This window comes from Stenotrophomonas sp. Steno-C17 (assembly GCF_056393165.1).
Genome location: NZ_JBWJPD010000020.1, coordinates 1 through 19,174 on the forward strand (window position 1 = coordinate 1; position 19,174 = coordinate 19,174).

Here is a 19,174-nt window from a genome sequence, read left to right on the forward strand (position 1 = left end):
AGGGCTTGGTAGAGTCGAGCTTGCTCGACTGAAGGGCTTGGTAGAGTCGAGCTTGCTCGACTGATTCATGCATGCAGTCGAGCAAGCTCGACTGATTCATGCATGCAGTCGAGCAAGCTCGACTCTACGGAAGAACCAGTCCAGCAAGCTCGACTCTACGGGAGAACCCGTCGAGCAAGCTCGACGCTACGGGTATCAGAACGGCAGCTTCATGCCCGGCGGCAGCTGCATGCCGGCCGTCGCCGAGCCCATCTTCGACTTCGATTCGGCGTCGATCTTGTTGGAGGCATCGTTGAACGCGGCCGCGATCAGGTCTTCCAGCATCTCCGGATCGCTGGTCAGCGACGGATCGATGCGCACCTTGCGGCATTCCTTCGCACCGGTAAGGGTGACGCTGACCATGCCGCCACCGGCGCTGCCGGTCACTTCGATCTTGGCGATTTCTTCCTGGGCCTTCTGCAGGTTTTCCTGCATCTTCTGGGCCTGCTGCATCAGTTGGGCGATGTTCCCGCGCATGTCGTCTTACTCGTCAAAAGTACGGATGGAATCGGAAACGACCCGGGCGCCGTGCTGCTGGATCAGCAGCTGGACTTCCGGATCGTCCATGAAGGTGGCCTCGGCGGCCTGCTGGCGCTCGCCACGCTGGCGATCGGCACGCTGGTGCAGGGTCTCGGCCGGCACGTGTTCGGTTTCCACGGTCTCGACCACGATCCGCAGCGCCTGGCCCAGGGCCTTTTCCAGCACCTCGCCCAGCGCCGCCAGCGCGCGCTCGGAACGCAGGTATTCAAATCCGGGCGAAAGACCCAGTTTCAAGGTGCCCTGCTGGCAGCTGATGAACGCGGCATTGGCAGCCAACTGGCGCGACGGGCCGTTCAGACCGCTGCTGGCCACCAGGTCCAGCCAGTCCTCGGCACTGGCCAGGTCGCTGACGGCCTCCTGCGGGCCACGGTCGGCGGCCACAGGCGCGGGGGCAATGGCAATGCCTTCCGGCTGGAACGGGCGCTCCTGGGCAACCTCGTGGGGCTGTGCGGGTGCCGGCGGCTCGTGCCAGGGGGCGACCATGGCCGCATCCGGGGTGGCGTGCGCGGCAGCCAGCGACGCATCACGGGCGTGAGCGGCTTCGGCCTCCTCGGTGGCCCACGGCGGCAGATCGTCGCTGGCTTCGGCCGACGGCGCGGAAACTTCAGCCTTCACCGGCGTGGGGGTTTCGGGCTCTTCCACCGGCACCGGTTCAGGTTCGGGGGTGGGTTCCGGTTCTGGTTCAGGCTCAGGTTCGCGCGGCGGCGGCTCGGGCTGCGGCGACGGCGTATGCGCTGCGGCGCTCACACCCTCCGGCGTTGCCGGGGCCTGGCTCTGGGCCGAGGCAGCGGCGGCCGGAGCGGCCTCGTGGCCGCTGCCGGCAACACCGCCGGTCGGCGCATTGCCGGCCGGGGCAGCGCCTGCGGCCGGCTCCACCGCGCGCGGGACCGGCGGCACCGCGGCCGCCGGGCGGAAGGCCAGCATGCGCAGCACGGCCATTTCAAAGCCTGCGCGCGGGCTCGGCGCCAGCGGCAGGTCGCGGCGGCCATTGAGCGCCATCTGGTACCACAGCTGCACCACTTCCGGGCGCAGGCGGGCGGCGAAGGCGGCCACGTCCAGACCTTCGGCGGCGGCAGCCGCACCCGGTACCAGCTGCTGCACCTGGATACGGTGCAGGCCCTCGGCCAGCGCTTCGAGCACGCCGCTCCAGTCGGGCGAAAACTCGGCCAGCGCCGCCACCACCTGCAGCAGGCGCGTGCCCTCGCCATCGGCCAGGGCATCCAGCATGGCCGCCACCTGGGTACGGTCCACGGTGCCCAGCATGGTGCGCACCACGTCGTCGCGCAGGGCACCACCGGCATAGGCAATGGCCTGGTCGAGCAGCGACAGGCCGTCACGCAGGCTGCCATCGGCGGCCTTGGACAGCTGCACGATGGCGCTGGGGTCGGACTCGATCTCCTCGGCGGCCAGGATGCGGGTCATCTGGCCCTGGATCTGGTCCTCGTCCAGCCGCTTCAGGTTGAACTGCAGGCAGCGGCTGAGCACGGTGACCGGCAGCTTCTGCGGGTCGGTGGTGGCCAGCAGGAACTTCACATGCTCCGGCGGCTCTTCCAGTGTCTTCAGCAGCGCATTGAAGGCCGCCTTGGACAGCATGTGCACTTCGTCGATCAGGTAGACCTTGTACTTGCCGCGCGAGGGCATGTACTGGGCGTTCTCGATCACCTCGCGCACGTCATCCACGCCGGTGTTGGACGCGGCGTCGATTTCCAGCAGGTCGATGTAGCGGCCGGCGTCGATGTCCAGGCAGGCTGCGCACTGGCCACAGGGGTCGGCGCTGGTGCCCTGCTCGCAGTTCAGCGACTTGGCGAAGATACGCGCGATGGTGGTCTTGCCCACGCCGCGGGTACCGGTGAACAGGAACGCATGGTGGACCCGGCCACTGTCCAGCGCATTGCTGAGCGCACGGACCACGTGTTCCTGGCCCACCAGCTCGGCAAAACGCTTCGGACGCCACTTGCGGGCAAGCACGAGATAGGACATCAGGCCACCGTCTTCCATCGGATGTTCCATTGTGCCATGCCTGTCCAGCCCCCTCCCCCTGAAACACGGTGCTTGTGTCCGGGCGCGGCGCCCGCTAGAATCTGCGCCCCTGCTGAGGCGTTTGCCGATGGCAGGGAATCCGGAGAGGTGTCCGAGTGGTTGAAGGAGCACGCCTGGAAAGTGTGTAAGCGTCTAAACCGCGCTTCGGGGGTTCGAATCCCCCTCTCTCCGCCAGATAAATGAAAAAGGCTGCCCTCTGGGCAGCCTTTTTCATTTATCTGGCGCGGGAAGCGAAGTGCGCTGCGCGCGCTTCGCCCCATGCGTTTCTACGCAACGAATGGGCCCCTCCCTTCGCCGGCCTCTCCCCGCCCCTGTCGGGGCAGCCCCTCAACAGAGGGGCTTGCTCGCCCGGACAGATCCGTAGATCCACGCCATGCGTGGAGCAGTCGCTGGCCACTCCCGCTCCTACCAAGCGGTGAGAGAGCGAGCCTCTGGGCAGCCTTTTTCATTTATCTGGCGCGGGAAGCGAAGTGCGCTGCGCGCGCTTCGCCCCATGCGTTGCTACGCAACGAATGGGCCCCTCCCTTTGCCTGCCTCTCCCCGCCCCTGTCGGGGTAGCCCCTCAACAGAGGGGCTTGCTCGCCCAGACAGATCCGTAGATCCACGCCATGCGTGGAGCAGACGCCCTTGGCACCACTCTCAAGGGCCGCCGGGTTGGCCAGACGCTGCCCCTTGCGGCTGTTCGTCATCCTTAGCCTGTTCACCTTGGGGCCGCCCACAGGGCCGCCCGATGCAGCGCCATCCTGACTGGCATTGCCTGTTGCTATGCTCGCAGCACAGGGATTGATGCCCGCTACCGGGCCGGATGAGGACCATCTACATGCAGTACTCCATGACAAAGCTCGTGATCACCGCTGCCTTGCTGATCGGCAGCGGCCCCGTATTCGCACAAGGCGGCGCCGCGGCGCAATACGGAACAGTGGGAGGCACACATACCGGCAATGCGCTGGCGTGCGGCGCGACAGCCGAACAGACCGCAACGCTGCGCGCCAGGCACAAGGCACAGGTGAGAACCATCTTTGGCACAGAGGCAGACTTCGACCAGGCCTATGACGCTGCCGAAGCGCAGGCGCGGGTGAAAATCACCGATGCCTGGAAGAAGGGCCAGTACAAGCCCACCAGCGATGTCTGCAACGAACTGATGAGGCAGGTGCGTTCATGATGCAGAAGCACGGATCGAAGTTTTCCGCAGCGCGCGTAAGCCTGTTGGCCGCGAGCCTGATTCTGACGCTGGGCGCCTGCAAGCGCTCCGCCGAAACGCCCACCGAAGGCGGCGCCTCACCGGTCGCTCCGACCAGCGCCAGTGCGAAATCCTCCGCTCAATCTGCGGCGACTGCCGAGGAAAACCAGAAGGCCCGCCCCTTCACTGTTGCCGACCTGCCGGTATCCCAGGCACCGCTGGGCAGCTTCCCCTATCTCGGGCTGCCGCAGGGCTACGCCAGTCAGGATGTGGTGGACAGCGCGTTTGATCGCGTACCGTTCTGGACCGGTGATCGCGTGCAGTGGATTGAAGGCAAGGTCCATTCGTCGGTCCTGCAGAGCAGCAGCGACCACCCTTATTCCCAACTTGAGCTCAGTCGCAATGTGCAGAGCCTGGTAGAGACACTGGGTGGCAAACGCATTTTCTCCGGCACCGTTCCCGCAGATGCATCGGGTGACATCGGCAGCAGCAAGGCTGGAATCAACTATGTCGGCGGCATCGGCGATATCTACAACGAGCCGGCAGAAACCTACGTCATCCACCGTGATGATCGGGATATCTGGATTCACCTGGGCTCCAGTGGAAATTCCGGCGGACTGCTCATCGCGGAAACCAAACCGGTGCAGATAACGGCCAAGGTCATTGAAGCCGACACCCTGAAACAGGCACTGGACAGCAGTGGCAAAGTTTCCATCCAGGTGAATTTCGCCACCGACGCCGCCGAGATCCTGCCTGACTCGGAGCCGCAGATCCTGCAGGTCACCCAGCTGCTGAAGGCCGATGAACATCTTCGCCTTTCGGTGGAGGGACACACCGACGACAGCGGCAGCCCATCGCACAACCAGACACTCTCGCAAGCGCGAGCAGGGTCTGTGCGCGATCGCCTTGTCGGCGCCGGAATCGCAGCCGATCGACTCACCACCAAGGGCTTCGGCCAGAGTCAGCCGGTTGCGGAAAATTCAACCGAGGAAGGACGTCGCTTGAATCGCCGCGTGGAACTGGTCAAGCGCTGAGGTGGCAATGAATTACCGACGCGGCATGAAAGAAGAAGCACATGCCAGGCATGTGCTCTTTGTTCCCCCGACATTCCCACCCGCATTGGGACTCAGCGCTACCGACGAGTGACCCCGTCGCACCGGAAGACTGCGCGGTCTTCGGGGACGGCAACCGGATTGACCCAACCGGCCCCATAGTCCGGCACAGCGCCACCTCGTTCAACGTCCCACTCTCCAATCACATGGGCAGGAACATGGTTGAACATCACATGGCGGTACTGCGGCCCTTGATTGGGAAAGAGGTGATGCTTGAAACGGGAGACGGCATCACCACGATCAGGACGCTTGACGGCTGGGAGCTGCATATCTACAACGCTGCCAGGCTTCATTGCGCTGGCATTGCGGAGCCCCTTGCGCAGCCTCCACGGAGACTGCGTCTAGTGGACTATCGATTCGATCACAAGACAATGGTGGCGCAGTTTTCTGGCGGGATATCACTTACCGTAGATGTGAGTGACAGCGGCTACTCTGGCCCGGAAGCGATGCAGTTGAATTGCCCGGATGGAACCACCGTGATCTGGAACTGACATCGATGCGGCCGCTGTTCGTCCTGGCATGACATCGCCACACCGGTCGCTATTGAGCCCGGCGCCCGTCAGTGACCGCAAAGCGCCGATCAACCTCCGGATAAGACGCTGCATCCCCCAGCATCGGCACCCCACCCTGCAGGAACGCACGCGTCGCCGCTTCCGTGGCCGCCCAGGCCTGCAGGAACAGCGCCGGCCCGGCACTCAAGCGGCGCACGCCTGCCTGGCGCAGCAGGTCGGCGGCGGCCAACCCTGGCAACGCCATCAGGTTCAACGGCAGCGCCACCTGCGCAGCAACCGCCGCAACCTCGGCCAACACCTGCAGCCCCGGCACGAATCCCCCATCGGCACCGGCCCGCGCATAAGTCTGCAGGCGCTGCACGCTCAGCGCGACGGCCTGCGTACCCTCGGCCATGCCGCGCAGATACACATCGGTCCGCGCATTGATGAACAACGGACCCCCCGCCAGTGCGCAGCGCACCGCCGCGATCTTCGCCGCCAACAGTTCGACGCTGCCCTCGCCATCCTCGATGTTGATACCCACCACGCCCAGCTCAGCCAAACGAAGCACGCGCGCAGCCACCTGCTGCGGATCGTCGCTGTAGCCGTTTTCGATATCCACGGTAAGCGGCAGCGTCGTCACCCGCAGGATCTGCCGCACGCGCTCCAGCAGCGCGGCCTCCGGCAGCACGCACGCATCGGCATGACCGCAGGACCACGCCATGGCCGCGCTGGAAGTCCCCAGCGCCTGCGCACCGCACTCCTCGGCCAGGCGCGCACTGCCTGCATCCCACACGGTGGGCAGCACCAGCAGGTCGGCGCGGCGGTGCAGGTCTTCAAAACGATGATGACGATCGATCATGGGAACTCCGTGTCTGCGAGGCGCGCAGTCTGCGGGCGCCTGCCGTCGCTTGCTCGCCATCTTCAGACACCAATACCCACGGCAATCACTTGAGTCGAACCGGGCAGACGCGGTTCAATGCCGCTCCCCTGCAAGGACGCCACCATGAGCCAACGCCCCGAACGCATCGCCATCGACCCGGATGACCATTACGCCGACTGCATCGGCCACACGGAAGATGGACGGCAGTTCATCCTGACCACACCGTTCGAACCGGCCACGCGCCACCAGCCTGGCTGCGAGTACATCGCGCTGTACCTGTTCGATGCGGACGGCGTTCTGCTGGATGCACAGATCGATTCGCTGGGCCCGCGCGATCAGGTGGATGCGCAGCAGCACCGCGCGATCCGCCAGGCCCACCTGCACGATCTGGGCGCCATCGCGCATCAGCGCGTGCAGGTTGCACCGTTTGCGCTGGAACAGTTCGGCACCACCTTCGGCCTGGTCGCGCGCGAGCCGGAGGACGAGGACGATCTGTGGGCGGTGGAAATGCAGCCCGGCAACTACATGGCGTTCTTCGAGCCGTGGGACAGCGGCGCGTATGACACCTGAGCTGCGCTCCTACCAGCCGGACGATGCCAGCGCCTGCCTGGCACTGTTCGATGGCAATACCCCGGCGTTTTTCGCACCGGCCGAGCGCAAGGATTTCAGCGAATTCCTGCGCGACCACGCGCTCGCGCACGCCTTCCAGGTCGTCGAAGTCGATGGCCTCGTCGTCGCCTGCGGAGGATTGTCGCGGCATGCCGATGGCAGCGCCGGCTTCTGCTGGGGCATGGTTGCGCGGGAGCAGCAAGGTCGGGGCCTGGGGCGCATGCTCGCCCACGCGCGGTTGCGGCAGGCGCAGGCCGACGAACGGGTGCATCGCGTGGTGCTGAGCACCAGCCAGCATACCCAGGGGTTCTATGCGGCCCTGGGGTTTCATGTCGTCCGGCAAACCGTGGACGGACATGGGCCAGGACTGCACGCCGTCGAAATGGAACTGCAGCTCACGCGCGATCCCTGCACGCGCAACCCGCATTGACGACGCAGCAGCACCCGGCCCAACCCGGCGAACACGAACACCGCATCGAGCGGCGGCCTGTCAGCTGCTAGACAGCTTCATCAGCACCAGCCCGCTGACGATCAGCACCGCCGCGCCAATGCGCATGGCACTGACCTGCTCGCCCAGGAACACGATACCCACCACGAACGCACCGACCGCGCCGATGCCGGTCCAGATGGTATAGGCGGTGCCCAGCGGCAGGTTGCGCATGGCCAGGGCCAGCAACCAGAAGCTGGCGATCATGCCGACCACGGTGATGATCGAGGGAACGGGCTTGCTGAAGCCCTCGGATTGCTTCATTGCAACGGCCCAGACGATTTCCAGCAGGCCAGCGAACAACAGATGGATCCAGGCCATGACGGCCCTCCTTTTGGCAGGGCCAGGCCGTCCTGGTCATTCATTCCCGATGTGGGGGAGGCCGTTCCTCCTGCCGCGCATTCTAGCAACGCGGCTGCGCCGGGGCCGCTGCGGGCGGCGCCGGGTTACAGCCGATTCAGTGCGCGGCGCTGGCACAAGCGGCCGCGCCTGCGCTAGAATGCGCCCCTGCCATCGGCCCAGTCGATGTGCAGTCCGGCTGTGGTCTTCGGCGCGCTGCGCGCCACTTCCCCTGTTCCGTGAACCGGCCGCCACAAGGCGGCCAACGTCTCTATGGTGGCCCCGTCGGCCCCTCGCGACGCTAGGTCGAAAATCCCGCCAGGGCCGGAAGGCAGCAACGGTATCGATCGACGCGGGCGCCGAGGTCAGCCGGCGGGGCCACCGCCTTTTCAGGCCGTGCCCCGTTCTCCGTAGACACCAAGCTTGGCTGGCGCCCTTCGCCCTGGTAGCTGCCAACCTTGGTTGGCGCCCTTCGCCGGGCATGGCCCGGCGCTACCCCGCCTCCGGCGTGCCCTGATGGAACACCACCCGCCATCCCTGCGCATGCCGGCGCCATAGCGAACTGCGCAGCACCCAGCGCTGCGGTTGGCCATCCACGTGGTAGCGGCTGCGGTAACGCACCTGGGCCAGCGCAGGCGTCAGCAGTGCAACCGTGTACTGCTCAGATTCGATCTGCACCAGCGCCCGTTCCAGCGGAATCTCGGCCAGCGCTGCCGCACGACCGTAGCTCTGGCCGGAACTGCCGATCTCGCTGAAATCCTCATCCAGCAGTTCCGCCAGCCGCGCGCGGTCGCCCCGCACCTGCGGGGTGTGCAGCGCGCGTTCCAGATGTTCCAGTTCGGCCGCCAGCGCCGCGTCGGCAGGCTGGCCGCAGATATTCACGGCGGGTCCTGCGCCAGCACATTCGGCGCGGTCGGCGCTGCCAGCGCCACGCACTGCCCCGGCTGCGCCACGCGATGCCCGCGCGCGGCCAGGGCCTGGCCGTCGGCCGCGCTGGCGTAGTGGTAGAGCATCATCCGCGCCTGCAGCTCGGCACTGTACTCACGCTCCAGATCGTCCACGCCGGTGTGCGACGGATTGCCATGCAGGCCGCAGTCATGGGCGATCAGTTCATTGTCGTTGGCAAAGCGCGCCAGCATTTCCGGAATCGGCCGGGTATCGCCGCTCCACACCAGCGCGCCCTGCAGGCGCAGGCCATAGGCGGTTTCCGGCCAGTGGTGGCGGACCGGGAACACTTCCAGGCGCACGCCTTCATGCCAGAACGCATCGCCCACCACGATCAGCTGGAAGGCATCCCAGAAATTGGCGCCGCCTTCGGCCAGCACGTTGGGATAGTCACCGATGCGCTTGTGCAGCAGCGGCACTACCGTGGCGGGCACGTACAGGCGCACCTTGCCGCGCCGCTGCGCACTGAAGAAGGCATCCACGAACAGGCGTTCGAAGCCGGCCACGTGGTCCAGGTGCACATGGGTCACGAACAATGCCTGCGGCAGGTGCCCGTAGTGCGCCTTGAACGCGGTCAGCCCTTCGCCGCCACAATCGATGGTCAGCCATGGGCGGCCATCGCATTCGATCACCGACATGGGCGAACCCAGCTCGACCGCCGACGCATTGCCGACGCCGAGGAAACGCAACGACCAGTCCATCAGGTGCCCCGGTTCCAGGCCATGTCATAGGCACGGCGCAGCCGCGCGTAATCCTTCTGCACATCTTCCACGCTGCGCTCGCCGCGCAGTTTCAGCAGCGAACGCAGCAGGCGCTTCAGGTTGCGCTCGCGCCAGGCGGTGGCCGGAATGCGGATTACCCCGCGGTCGAAATCGATCAGCCAGCCATGGCCGTTGCCATCGAACAGGATGTTGTGCGCGTTGAGGTCGGCATGGTCCAGCCCGGCGCGGTGGAAGCGCGCGATCAGGCGGCCAGCCTCTTCCCAGGGCGCGCCCCGACCAGCCACCAGCGCGCGGTCGGCCAGCGAGCGCACGCCCTCGATGCGCTCCATCAGGATGGCCGCGCGGTAGCGCAGGCCCTCGCGCATGTAGAAGGCGGCGATCGGCCGGGGCACCGGCAGCTTCTGCGCACGCAGCGCGCGCATCAGCCGGAATTCGGCAAAGCTGCGGGTCCGGTCCGAGCCCCGCCAGATGTACTGGTCGTGGCTGAGCTTGGCCGCCAGGCCGCCGCGCAGGTAGTGGCGCAGCACCCCGGGGCCGAAGGAAGCATCGACAAACCAGGCGCTGCCACGGCCGCCCTCGCCCACCGGCCGGGCCTTGTTGCCCCAGTACTGGGGCGAGAACAGACCCGCCTCGGCTTGCCGCAGCCGCTCGCGGTCGAACAGAATGGCCCCGATGCCGCGACCCTCGCGGCATGGCGTCAGCGCTTCATTGGCGTCAAATGCGACCATTCCTTTGAGTCTAACAACACATGGCATCAGCGTCCTCATCCTTGTGCCTCCTTCGCCTGTCTGCCCTGGGCGATGTCACCCATGTCGTGCCGCTGGTGCGTACCCTGCAGGCCGCGCGCCCGGATACGCCGATCCACTGGATCATCGACAAGGTCGGCCACAAGCTGCTGGATGGCCTGCCTGGCGTGGTCTTCCATGCCTACGACAAGAAGACCGGCATGGCCGGGGTGAAGGCACTGCGCCATCAGTTGCCGCCCGGGCGCTTCGAGGCGCTGCTGCAGATGCAGGTCGCCTTCCGCGCGAACCTGCTGTCGGCCTTCATTCCGGCCGAGCGCCGCATCGGCTATGACCGCAGCCGCTCCAAGGACCTGCACGGGCTTTTCATCAACGAACGCATCCCCGATCGCCCCGGCATCCATGTGCTGGATGCCATCGGCAGCTTCTGCGAGCCGCTGGGCCTGCGCCAGGACACGGTCAGCTGGGACCTGGCGGTGCCGCAGGCGGCCTTCGAATGGGCCGCGGCGCAATGGGAGGATGACGGCCGCCCGGTGCTGATGATCTCGCCCTGCTCCAGCCACGTACGCCGCAACTGGTATGCCGACCGCTACGCCGCCGTGGCCACCCACGCCCAGGGCCGTGGCTGGCGTGTGGTGCTGTGCGGCGGGCGCAGTGAGCTGGAGCGCAGCATGGCCGATGCGATCCAGGCCCAGCTGGAGACCCCGGCGCTGGACCTGGTGGGCAAGGACACCCTGAAGCAGCTGCCGGCCCTGCTGGCCCGCGCCGATCTGGTGATGACCCCGGATTCGGGGCCGATGCACATCGCCAACGCCATGGGCAGCAAGGTGCTGGGCCTGCATGCGGCCAGCAACCCGCACCGCAGCGGGCCGTACTCGGACCGTCGTTACTGCGTGGACCGCTACGACGATGCCGCGCGCAAGTACCTGGGCAAGCAGGCGGTCGATCTGAAGTGGGGCACCAAGATCGAGTTCGATGATGTGATGGAACTGATCACGGTCGAGGACGGGATTGCTGCCTTCGAACGCTACGTGGCCGATCATCGGGGTTGATGGGCGGTCCGGTGGGCCCATCCACGCGTGGCGTGGATCTACGGGATTACGCGCGGGGCGCGTAATCCTGGTACGACTTCTCTTCCACGTACACCGAGCCCAGCGCCAGATTGATCGCCTTCTTGATGCGCGCGCGCTCGTCGTTGCGCAGGTAGACACTGCGGGCCAGGTCGATGAAGCCCTGGTCGAAGGACTGCGCCTTCTCCTTCAGGCGGATATCGTCCTCGATATCCCACAGCTGCTCGTTCACCGCCTTCAGCTCGGCACGCAGCTTGGCGATGTCCTTCACCGCAGCCGGGTGGCCCATCCAGGTGGTGTCCAGCGCAGACAGCTCGCGGCGCACATTGGCCAGCTTGCCTTCGTCGCTGATCCGCTCGGACTTGATCTGCAGGATCGAGATCTTGTCCAGCAGTTCGCCGAAGGACACAGGCACCAGGATTTCAGCGGTCATGGGGGACGCTCCAGCAAATGATGCGCACATGGTAACCCGCAGCGCACGGACAGCATCCACGCATATCGCCAGTTCGCAGAGTCCATCTGGAGGAACAAGCCCCTCTGTTGAGGGGCTGCCCCGACAGGGGCGGGGAGAGGCAGGCAAAGGGAGGGGCCCATGCGTTGCGCAGCCACGCATGGGGCGAAGCGCGCAAAGCGCGTTTCGCATCCCGCGCCAGATTAAAAAAAAACGGGCTGCCCTAAGGCAGCCCGTTTTTTTTAATCTGGCGGAGAGGGGGGGATTCGAACCCCCGAGGCGCTATAAACGCCTGCCTGATTTCGAGTCAGGTACATTCAACCGCTCTGCCACCTCTCCAGATGGTCCCCGGCGAACCGGGGACGCGAATAATACGAGGAAGCGAGGCAGACCACAAGCCATTGCCGCACATCCGATGAAATATTTCTGACTGCATGCCTTGCCGGATGTCCGCTTGGCCGTGATGATGCCGTTCTCCCCGGCATCACCCTTCCCCAGCCCCCACCATGATCGAATTCGGACACCTCACCCACCCCGGCCTGCGCCGGGAGCTCAACGAAGACACCTATTACGGTGACGGCGAGCTGTCGCTGTGGCTGGTGGCCGACGGCATGGGCGGGCATGCCTGCGGCGAGGTGGCCAGCGCCCTGGCGCGGGAAACCATCGTGCGCGAGATCCGCCGCGGCGCGCCGCTGGCCCAGGCCATCCGTACCGCCGACGAGGAAATCATCCGCGCCTCGCGCCGACGCAACGACACCCTGCCCATGGGCACCACGGTGGTCGCGGCCCGGGTACAGGGCAACCGCTATGAAGTGGCCTGGGTGGGCGACAGCCGGGCCTACCTGTGGCGCGACGGCCAACTGGCCCAGCTCAGCCAGGACCACAGCGTGGTGCAGGAACTGGTGGCGCAGGGCAACCTGACCGCTGAACAGGCCCGCGCCCATCCCCATCGCAACGTGGTGACCCAGGCACTGGGCGTGACCGACCCCACCCACCTGAACGTGGCCACCACCAGCGGTGAACTGCGCCCGGGCATGCAGCTGCTGCTGTGCAGCGACGGCCTGACCGAGGAAGTGGACGACCGCGGCATCGCCCGCACCCTGGCCTACGACGATGCCAGCGCCCAGGAATGCGTGGACACCCTGGTCGCCGCCGCCCTGGACGGCGGCGGCTCGGACAACATCACCGTGATCCTGGTGCGCTGCCACTGATACTGACGCACGCACGCTGCATCTGGGGGAGAGCCCCCTGAGTCAGGGGGCGGACGCGAAGCGGCGGGGGTATGGGTGATGATGAGACGGAGCCCACGATTTGCAACGCAAATTGTGGGGCGTCAGCGCGAATGCGCTGGCGCGTCATCGGACAACATCACCGTGATCCTGGTGCGCTGCCACTGAAAGCCACGCATGGCGTGGCTATACTGTAGATCCACGCCATGCGTGGATACGATGAGAGTAGATCCACGCCATGCGTGGATAGGGTGGTAGCGCCAGGCCATGCCCGGCGGCCACCACCACCGCCTACGCGCTCGCCGCTTCTTCCACCTTCGGGCCATCCCACAGCGCGTGGCCGGCCTTCTTGCGCAGGCGCTCCAAGCGGGCGGCGTGGGCTTCCTGTTCGGACGGTGTCGCCACCACCCGCGGGCGCGGCAGCAAAGCGCTGGTATCGAACGCCTGCAACGCCGCCCCTGCCCCGCCACCCTCGTCATCCAGACCGAAGCCGATCTCTTCCTGGCCCGAGGTCAGCGCGATGTACACATCGCCCAGGATCTGCGCATCGAGCAGTGCGCCGTGCAGCGCGCGGTGCGAGTTGTCCACGCCCAGGCGCTTGCACAGGGCATCAAGCGAGTTGCGCTGGCCCGGGAAGCGCTCGCGCGCCAGCGCCAGCGTATCGACCACGGTGCAGTGGTCGGTGATCCTGCCGTACTCCGGCCCCAGCAGCGACAGTTCGTTGTCCAGGAAGCCCAGATCGAACGCCGCATTGTGGATGATCAGTTCGGCGCCTTTGATGAAGGCCAGGAACTCATCGGCCACCTCGGCGAAGGCGGGCTTGTCGTCCAGGAACTCCAGGGTCAACCCGGTCACTTCCTGCGCGCCCTGCTCGAAGTCGCAGTCCGGCTTCAGGTACTGGTGGTAGTTGTTGCCGGACGGGCGGCGCTTGAACAGCTCCACGCAGCCGATTTCGACGACGCGGTTGCCCTTCTTCCACTCCAGGCCGGTGGTTTCGGTATCGAGAATGATCTGACGCATGGGCTCAGTTTACCGGGCTGCCGTCGCGGATCTGAATCGCGGCGTTGCGGGCCAGGGTGTCCACGCGCTCGTTGTCGGGGTCGCCGGAATGGCCCTTCACCCAGCGCCAGTCGATCTGGTGGCGCAGCGTGGCCGCGTGCAGGCGCTCCCACAGCTCGCGGTTCTTCACCGGGTCGCCGCCAGCCGTCTTCCAGTTCTTGCGGATCCACCCCGCCATCCACTGGGTCAGGCCCTGCCGCACGTACTGCGAATCGGTGAACAGCACGATGTTGCACGGCTCGGTCAGCGTTTCCAGCGCACAGATGGCCGCCATCAGCTCCATCCGGTTGTTGGTGGTGTGCGCTTCGCCGCCACTCAGTTCACGTTCGTGCCCCTTGTAGCGCAGCAGCGCGGCCCAGCCGCCGGGACCGGGATTACCCAGGCAGGAACCGTCGGTGTGGATTTCAATGGTTTTCAATACAACTCCAGATCAGGTAGCAACGGTGCCGTGCCAGCGCACCGGCAGCGGGGTTGGCCCAGGCAGGGCCAGCGTACGTTTTTCGGCATGGAACAGACAGGCGGCCCGCAGCGGTGCCCAACCGGGCCGCGCACGTCCGCCTTCGCCCTGCCACAGCGGGCCCAGGTAGCGCGTCTGGCCACAGTCCAGCCCGTGCCGGTCCAGCAGCTGGCGCAGGCGCTGCGGTGTGCGCACCACCAGGCCATGCTGGCGCCAGCGGGCGCGGTAAGGGCTGAACGGATTGAGGCTGGTCAACCACAGGTGGCCGCCGGGCATCAGCACCCGCTCACATTCGTCCAGCAGCGCATCGGCGTCGGCAGCGGTCACGTGCTGCAGCACGATCGCGTTCACGCTTTCGTTGGCCAGCGGCAACGGCAGCGCGCAGCGGGTATCACCGGCATAACCGGGGCCGCTGCGGTACAGGCGCAGGCCGCGGCCGGCCGCCTGCGCATCCTGCAGCCAGTCGGGGCTGGGCGCGATCCACAACCAGGGTTGCACCGGCAGGGCCGCCAGCTGCGGCAGCAGCAGCTGCCGTTCCAGCACGCGCAGGGCCCGTGCCGGCTCGCTGTCGAACCAGGGCACCAGGCTCGCTTGACGGTGGCTCTGCAGCAGGGGCATGGTCCAATTCTATGCGACTGACTGCCCTGCCCGCATTTGCGGATAACTACATCTGGATGTTGACGGCCGACGATGGCGCTGCGGTCGTGATCGACCCCGGCGATGCCGCGCCGGTTCTCGCACTGGCCGACGAGGGCCTGCGCGTGGACACCCTCCTGCTTACCCACCACCACGATGACCACATCGGCGGCGTGCCCGCGCTGCAGGCGCGTTTTCCCGGCCTGCGGGTAGTGGCGCCGGTGGAAGAACGCATCCCCACGGCGACCGAGCGGGTCGGCGAAGGTGAACGCGTTCAGGCACTGGGGCAGACGTTCCACGTACTATCCGTGCCCGGGCACACCCGCAGCCACATCGCGTTTCACACCGCTGAACAGCTTTTCAGCGGCGATGCGTTGTTCAGCCTGGGCTGTGGACGCCTGTTCGAAGGTACGCCGTCCCAGCTGCTGGCATCGATGCGCAGGCTGGGTGCCCTGCCCGCGCAACTGCTGTTGTGTTGCGCTCACGAGTACACCGTGTCAAATGCCGTCTTCGCGCGGCATGTCGACCCCGCCAACGCTGCGTTGCTGCAGCGCCAAGAGGAGGCTTTGGCCATGCGCCGCGATGACCGTTCCACCCTGCCGGTAACCCTGGCCAACGAGCTCGACTGCAATCCGTTTCTGCGTACCCACACCGCGCCGATCCGCGCGGCGGTGTCGGCGCACCTGGGTCGGGAAGTCGTGGACGACGTCGACGTCATGGCCGGTCTCCGGCACTGGAAAGACGGCTTCCGCGCATGATGCGCCGAAGTCTGACGCTGGCCCTGGGGCTCGCCCTGGGGTTGGCCGGGAGTGCGGGCGCGCAGTCACTGGGCGCCGGCATCAGCCAGAACCTGGCCGCCGCCGCTGCGGTGCCGCTGGACCCGACGGTCCTGCCGGCGGCCAGCGTGCGCAACGGGCAGGACATCTTCACCAGCTTCCGCGACGGCCTGGCCGAGCCCACCTGCAATGCCGAGGCCACCAGCCCGCGCTGGCAGAAGCAGTTCGCCCACGCCCCCTCACGCCTGGCCAACCAGGACGATGACGCCCTGGTGCTGTTCGGCTATGTGGTGGAAGAGCTGCGCAAGGCCAACCTGCCCACCGAATTCGCGCTGATCCCGTTCGTGGAAAGCGGCTACCGCCCCAATGCCCGCAACGGCAGCGGCCCCACCGGCCTGTGGCAGTTCATCGCCACGACCGCGCGCAACCACCGCGTGCCGATGTCCAACGGCTATGACGGCCGCCTGTCGGCGGTGGAATCCACCCAGGCCGCGGTGCGCTACCTGAAGACCCTGCACGGCATGTTCGGCGGCGACTGGCGCCTGGCCACCATGGCCTACAACGCCGGTGAGTACCGCGTGCTGCAGTCGATGCGCAAGGCCGGCATGAACGCACAGAACGCCAAGCCTGCCGCCCTGCCCGGCCTGTCGCCGGTCACCCACGCCTACGTGGAAAAGCTGCATGCCCTGGCATGCGTGCTGGAGAACGTGGAAGACCAGCCGGGCGTGATGGCCTCGCTGGACCGCACCGTGCCGGTGCTGAAGGACCACACGCTGCCGGCGGGCACCACGGTGCAGCAGTGGGCCGCGCAGCGGTCGCTGGACCCGGCCCGCATCGCCCGCCTGAACCCCGGCCTGGCCGCGGGCAAGCGCCCGACCGGCAATGCGCGGGTGCTGGCGCCGGCCTCGGCCGCCACTGCCAACGTGCTGGACGCGGCCGCTACGGTGGCCGCGACCGCAGCCGCCGAAGCCCCCGTCGCCGCGCCGGCGCCACAGGTGGCCAGGACAGTGGCCAGTGCCGCCGACCGCCCGCGCAGCCGCCGCCACACCGTGCGCAACGGCGAATCGGCGTGGACCATCGCCCGCCGCTACGGCATGCCGGTGAAGGCACTGCTGTCGCTGAACGGCCTGAGCGGCAGCAGCGTGCTGAAGCCCGGCGCCGTGCTGCGCGTAGAAGACTGACTACGGCCCGGTAGAGTCGAGCGTTGCTCGACTACCCGCCCCCGTAGAGTCGAGCGTTGCTCGACTACCCGACCTTTTAGAGTCGAGCCATGCTCGACTGAAGCAGTCGAGCATGGCTCGACTCTACAAGGCACGCGAAACCCGCAACACAACAAAAAAGGCCCGGCATTGCCGGGCCTTTTCGTTCTGCGCGCCGCCCCGGGTTACAGGTTGGCTTCGGTGGTCTGCACCACGAACTTCTTGCGCATGGCTTCCACGAAGGCCTTGGCGGCAGCGGCACCGTCGATCTGGGACAGCTGGTCCTTCAACTGCTTCTGCTGCTCGGCGGTCACTTCCTTCACGTCACCCGGGGTGACCTTGTCCACCACGAACACCAGCGCGTGACCATTCACGTCAATCTTGCCGTAGCTCGGCTTGCCCTCGGTCGGCACCGGCGCGCTGAAGATGGCGCGGTTGATTTCCGGGGTCGGTACCGGCTGGCTGCGCGGCAGGCCCGGCATCGGGCTGACCTGCAGCTTCTCGCTGGCGGCCAGCGACTGCAGGCTGGCGCCGCCCTTCAGCTTGGCCAGCAGGGCCTCGGCGGCCTTGTCGCTGACCTGGCGCTGGCGGTCGGCACGGATCGCGGCGATCACCTGCTCACGGGCCTTGTCCAGCGGCATGGCCTGTTCCGGGGTGTGCGCGGCCACACGGATCACCACGCTGTGGTTGCTGCTGCCACCCACCGCAATCGGATCGCTGGCGGTACCGTCCTGCACGCGCACGTCGGAGAACGCATCGCGCAGCACGGCCGGATCGGCCACCACGCCACTGGCGGTCGCGCGGCTGATCACACCGGTGGTCTGCAGCGGCAGCCCCACTTCCTTGGCGGCGGCGGCCAGATCGCTCGGGCTCTTGTTGATGGCATCGACCAGGCGGCTGGCCAGCTCGTTGAAGCCGCGCTCGCCATCGGCCTTCAGCTGCTCGGCCGCCAGGGTGTCGCGCACTTCTTCGAACGACTTGCCTTCGCCACCGCGCACGGCGGCGACCTTGATCACGTGGTAGCCGAAATCGGTCTTCACCGGGCCGATGATCTCGCCGGCCTTGGCGGCGAACAGCGCATCTTCGAACGGCTTCACCATCGCGCCGCGTTCCACCCAACCCAGGTCACCGCCCTGGTCCTTGGAACCGGGGTCCTGCGAATTGGCCTTGGCCAGCGCGGCGAAGTCGGCGCCGCCCTTGGCTTCGGCGGCCAGCTTGGCGGCCTTGGCTTCGGCACCGTCGCCGGTCAGCAGGATGTGCGCGGCCTGGCGCTGTTCCGGCGACACGAACTTGGCCTTCTCTTCTTCATAGCGCTTGCGCAGGGCGGCCTCGTCGGCAGCGGCCGGCGCCGGCAGGTTGGCGCCGTTCAGTTCGACGAACTCCAGCGAAACCGATTCGGCCTGGCGGAAATCCTTGCCGTGGCTGTCGTACCACTGCTTGATCTGCGCGTCGGTCACCGGTGCGGTATCGGCCGGCACTTCCGGCAGACCGACCAGCTGCACATCGCGGGTTTCACCCAGCAGCTTCAGCAGGCGCTCGGTCTCGGCCTGGGTGACGAAGCCGGAGTTCTGCAGGCCCGACGGAATGACCGACTGCTGCAGGCTCTCACGCACCAGTTCCTGGAACTGGGTGGGCGTGCGCGGCGGGTTGCCGGTCTGCAGGGCCAGGCGGTAGTTGTTTTCGCTGAACTTGCCATCCTGACCCAGGAAGGCCGGGATGGTCATGATGTACTCGCGCACCGCGCCGTCGCCAATGACGACACCGGCCTGTTCACCCACCAGGCGCACCACCTGCTCGTCGACCAGCTGGTCCAGCACCGCCAGCTTGTTCTCGGTGCTCTCGAAGGCGCGCGGATCGAAGTCCTCGCCCTGCTGCTGGCGGGCGCGCATGCGCTCCTGCTCGAAGCGGGTGCGGAAATCCTGCGAACTGATCTCGTGGTGCTGCCACAGCATGCGCACCGGCCACCACGACGGCGCCGAGCGCCACCAGGTCGGCGGTGCCGAAACCTTGGCCACGTTCTGCGCGCCGACACCACCGAGGTAGCTGTTGTCGATCACGAACAGGAACGGAATCATCAGCAGCCCCAGGATCACAGTGACGATCCAGCCTGAGGTCTTGTCGCGGAGTTTCTGCAGCATGGTGAGGAATCACATGGCCTGATTGGCGA

21 protein-coding genes, 2 tRNA genes and 1 other RNA gene are annotated in these 19,174 nt (G+C 66.7%); 11 read left to right on the forward strand and 13 right to left on the reverse strand.

Annotation, left to right across the window (positions count from 1 at the left end):
• Window positions 1-195: 195 nt before the first annotated feature.
• Together AC06FA_RS16220 and dnaX are read right to left on the reverse strand one after the other, a co-directional pair.
• Window positions 196-516: a YbaB/EbfC family nucleoid-associated protein gene (locus tag AC06FA_RS16220; RefSeq protein ID WP_005408298.1), complete on the reverse strand. Its 321-nt coding sequence runs from the start codon at window positions 514-516 to the stop codon at window positions 196-198.
• 6 nt (window positions 517-522) lie between these two features.
• The gene (dnaX, locus tag AC06FA_RS16225; RefSeq protein ID WP_478069270.1) at window positions 523-2,559 is read right to left on the reverse strand and encodes a DNA polymerase III subunit gamma/tau; all 2,037 of its coding nucleotides are present in this window, start codon (window positions 2,557-2,559) and stop codon (window positions 523-525) included.
• Between the two features lie 141 nt (window positions 2,560-2,700).
• On the opposite strand from dnaX, the gene AC06FA_RS16230 reads away from it, so the two are divergent.
• The 4 genes from AC06FA_RS16230 (at window position 2,701) to AC06FA_RS16245 (ending at window position 5,402) form a co-directional block, all read left to right on the forward strand.
• A tRNA-Ser gene (locus AC06FA_RS16230) sits at window positions 2,701-2,793 on the forward strand.
• A 658-nt stretch (window positions 2,794-3,451) separates the two neighbouring features.
• A complete protein-coding gene (locus tag AC06FA_RS16235) occupies window positions 3,452-3,781 on the forward strand; it encodes a hypothetical protein (protein WP_478069212.1) in 330 nt (109 codons plus the stop codon).
• Entirely contained in the window at window positions 3,778-4,833 is a 1,056-nt protein-coding gene (locus AC06FA_RS16240) for an OmpA family protein (RefSeq protein WP_478069213.1), read from the forward strand. Before AC06FA_RS16235 ends, AC06FA_RS16240 begins: the two co-directional genes overlap by 4 nt.
• A 236-nt stretch (window positions 4,834-5,069) precedes the next feature.
• Window positions 5,070-5,402: a hypothetical protein gene (locus AC06FA_RS16245; RefSeq protein WP_478069214.1), complete on the forward strand. Its 333-nt coding sequence runs from the start codon at window positions 5,070-5,072 to the stop codon at window positions 5,400-5,402.
• 49 nt (window positions 5,403-5,451) lie between these two features.
• Here the strand turns inward: AC06FA_RS16245 and AC06FA_RS16250 are convergent, their stop codons facing one another.
• Complete coding sequence (locus AC06FA_RS16250; RefSeq protein WP_478069215.1) at window positions 5,452-6,264, reverse strand: isocitrate lyase/PEP mutase family protein; 813 nt, start codon at window positions 6,262-6,264, stop codon at window positions 5,452-5,454.
• Between the two features lie 144 nt (window positions 6,265-6,408).
• On the opposite strand from AC06FA_RS16250, the gene AC06FA_RS16255 reads away from it, so the two are divergent.
• Together AC06FA_RS16255 and AC06FA_RS16260 are read left to right on the forward strand one after the other, a co-directional pair.
• A complete protein-coding gene (locus AC06FA_RS16255; RefSeq protein WP_478069216.1) occupies window positions 6,409-6,855 on the forward strand; it encodes a hypothetical protein in 447 nt (148 codons plus the stop codon).
• Window positions 6,845-7,324: a GNAT family N-acetyltransferase gene (locus tag AC06FA_RS16260; RefSeq protein WP_478069217.1), complete on the forward strand. Its 480-nt coding sequence runs from the start codon at window positions 6,845-6,847 to the stop codon at window positions 7,322-7,324. Before AC06FA_RS16255 ends, AC06FA_RS16260 begins: the two co-directional genes overlap by 11 nt.
• Window positions 7,325-7,384: 60 nt before the next feature.
• On the opposite strand, the gene AC06FA_RS16265 is transcribed toward AC06FA_RS16260, so the two are convergent.
• Window positions 7,385-7,702 (reverse strand): DMT family transporter, encoded by a 318-nt coding sequence (locus AC06FA_RS16265; protein ID WP_478069218.1) that lies wholly within the window; start codon window positions 7,700-7,702, stop codon window positions 7,385-7,387.
• Window positions 7,703-8,002: 300 nt separating this feature from the next.
• Here AC06FA_RS16265 and ffs point away from each other — a divergent pair.
• An RNA gene (gene ffs, locus AC06FA_RS16270) (signal recognition particle sRNA small type) lies at window positions 8,003-8,099 on the forward strand.
• 113 nt (window positions 8,100-8,212) lie between these two features.
• Here ffs and AC06FA_RS16275 read toward each other — a convergent pair.
• The 3 genes from AC06FA_RS16275 to AC06FA_RS16285 are packed head-to-tail and all read right to left on the reverse strand — an operon-like array spanning window position 8,213 to window position 10,115.
• Window positions 8,213-8,602, reverse strand: a complete 390-nt coding sequence (locus AC06FA_RS16275; RefSeq protein ID WP_478069219.1) for a nuclear transport factor 2 family protein — start codon at window positions 8,600-8,602, stop codon at window positions 8,213-8,215.
• Complete coding sequence (locus AC06FA_RS16280; protein WP_478069220.1) at window positions 8,599-9,366, reverse strand: MBL fold metallo-hydrolase; 768 nt, start codon at window positions 9,364-9,366, stop codon at window positions 8,599-8,601. The genes AC06FA_RS16275 and AC06FA_RS16280 overlap by 4 nt, the downstream gene beginning before the upstream one ends.
• Entirely contained in the window at window positions 9,366-10,115 is a 750-nt protein-coding gene (locus AC06FA_RS16285; RefSeq protein ID WP_108748728.1) for a 3-deoxy-D-manno-octulosonic acid kinase, read from the reverse strand. Before AC06FA_RS16285 ends, AC06FA_RS16280 begins: the two co-directional genes overlap by 1 nt.
• Before the next feature lie 20 nt (window positions 10,116-10,135).
• Between AC06FA_RS16285 and AC06FA_RS16290 the strand changes: the two genes are divergently transcribed.
• Window positions 10,136-11,182 carry a glycosyltransferase family 9 protein gene (locus tag AC06FA_RS16290; RefSeq protein ID WP_478069221.1) on the forward strand — a complete coding sequence of 349 codons (1,047 nt, stop codon included), beginning with the start codon at window positions 10,136-10,138 and terminating at the stop codon, window positions 11,180-11,182.
• A 46-nt stretch (window positions 11,183-11,228) separates the two neighbouring features.
• On the opposite strand, the gene AC06FA_RS16295 is transcribed toward AC06FA_RS16290, so the two are convergent.
• Together AC06FA_RS16295 and AC06FA_RS16300 are read right to left on the reverse strand one after the other, a co-directional pair.
• Window positions 11,229-11,633 carry a DUF6165 family protein gene (locus AC06FA_RS16295; RefSeq protein WP_108752325.1) on the reverse strand — a complete coding sequence of 135 codons (405 nt, stop codon included), beginning with the start codon at window positions 11,631-11,633 and terminating at the stop codon, window positions 11,229-11,231.
• A 266-nt stretch (window positions 11,634-11,899) separates the two neighbouring features.
• Window positions 11,900-11,990: transfer RNA gene (locus tag AC06FA_RS16300), tRNA-Ser, on the reverse strand.
• Between the two features lie 167 nt (window positions 11,991-12,157).
• Between AC06FA_RS16300 and AC06FA_RS16305 the strand changes: the two genes are divergently transcribed.
• Window positions 12,158-12,862 carry a PP2C family protein-serine/threonine phosphatase gene (locus tag AC06FA_RS16305; RefSeq protein ID WP_108752324.1) on the forward strand — a complete coding sequence of 235 codons (705 nt, stop codon included), beginning with the start codon at window positions 12,158-12,160 and terminating at the stop codon, window positions 12,860-12,862.
• 309 nt (window positions 12,863-13,171) lie between these two features.
• Here AC06FA_RS16305 and dnaQ read toward each other — a convergent pair whose 3' ends face one another.
• From dnaQ to AC06FA_RS16320, 3 genes are read right to left on the reverse strand one after another with little or no spacing between them, the layout of a single operon-like run.
• Complete coding sequence (dnaQ, locus tag AC06FA_RS16310; protein ID WP_108771214.1) at window positions 13,172-13,900, reverse strand: DNA polymerase III subunit epsilon; 729 nt, start codon at window positions 13,898-13,900, stop codon at window positions 13,172-13,174.
• Window positions 13,901-13,904: 4 nt separating this feature from the next.
• Window positions 13,905-14,357, reverse strand: coding sequence for a ribonuclease HI (gene rnhA / locus AC06FA_RS16315; protein ID WP_478069222.1), 453 nt, complete (start codon window positions 14,355-14,357; stop codon window positions 13,905-13,907).
• Window positions 14,358-14,369: 12 nt separating this feature from the next.
• Entirely contained in the window at window positions 14,370-15,014 is a 645-nt protein-coding gene (locus AC06FA_RS16320) for a methyltransferase domain-containing protein (protein ID WP_478069223.1), read from the reverse strand.
• Between the two features lie 11 nt (window positions 15,015-15,025).
• Here AC06FA_RS16320 and gloB point away from each other — a divergent pair, with 11 nt between their 5' ends.
• The gene (gene gloB / locus AC06FA_RS16325; RefSeq protein WP_478069224.1) at window positions 15,026-15,790 is read left to right on the forward strand and encodes a hydroxyacylglutathione hydrolase; all 765 of its coding nucleotides are present in this window, start codon (window positions 15,026-15,028) and stop codon (window positions 15,788-15,790) included.
• A complete protein-coding gene (locus AC06FA_RS16330; protein ID WP_478069225.1) occupies window positions 15,787-16,989 on the forward strand; it encodes a lytic transglycosylase domain-containing protein in 1,203 nt (400 codons plus the stop codon). Before gloB ends, AC06FA_RS16330 begins: the two co-directional genes overlap by 4 nt.
• A gap of 203 nt (window positions 16,990-17,192) precedes the next feature.
• On the opposite strand, the gene AC06FA_RS16335 is transcribed toward AC06FA_RS16330, so the two are convergent.
• The gene (locus tag AC06FA_RS16335; RefSeq protein ID WP_478069226.1) at window positions 17,193-19,145 is read right to left on the reverse strand and encodes a peptidyl-prolyl cis-trans isomerase; all 1,953 of its coding nucleotides are present in this window, start codon (window positions 19,143-19,145) and stop codon (window positions 17,193-17,195) included.
• Between the last annotated feature and the right edge of the window lie 29 nt (window positions 19,146-19,174).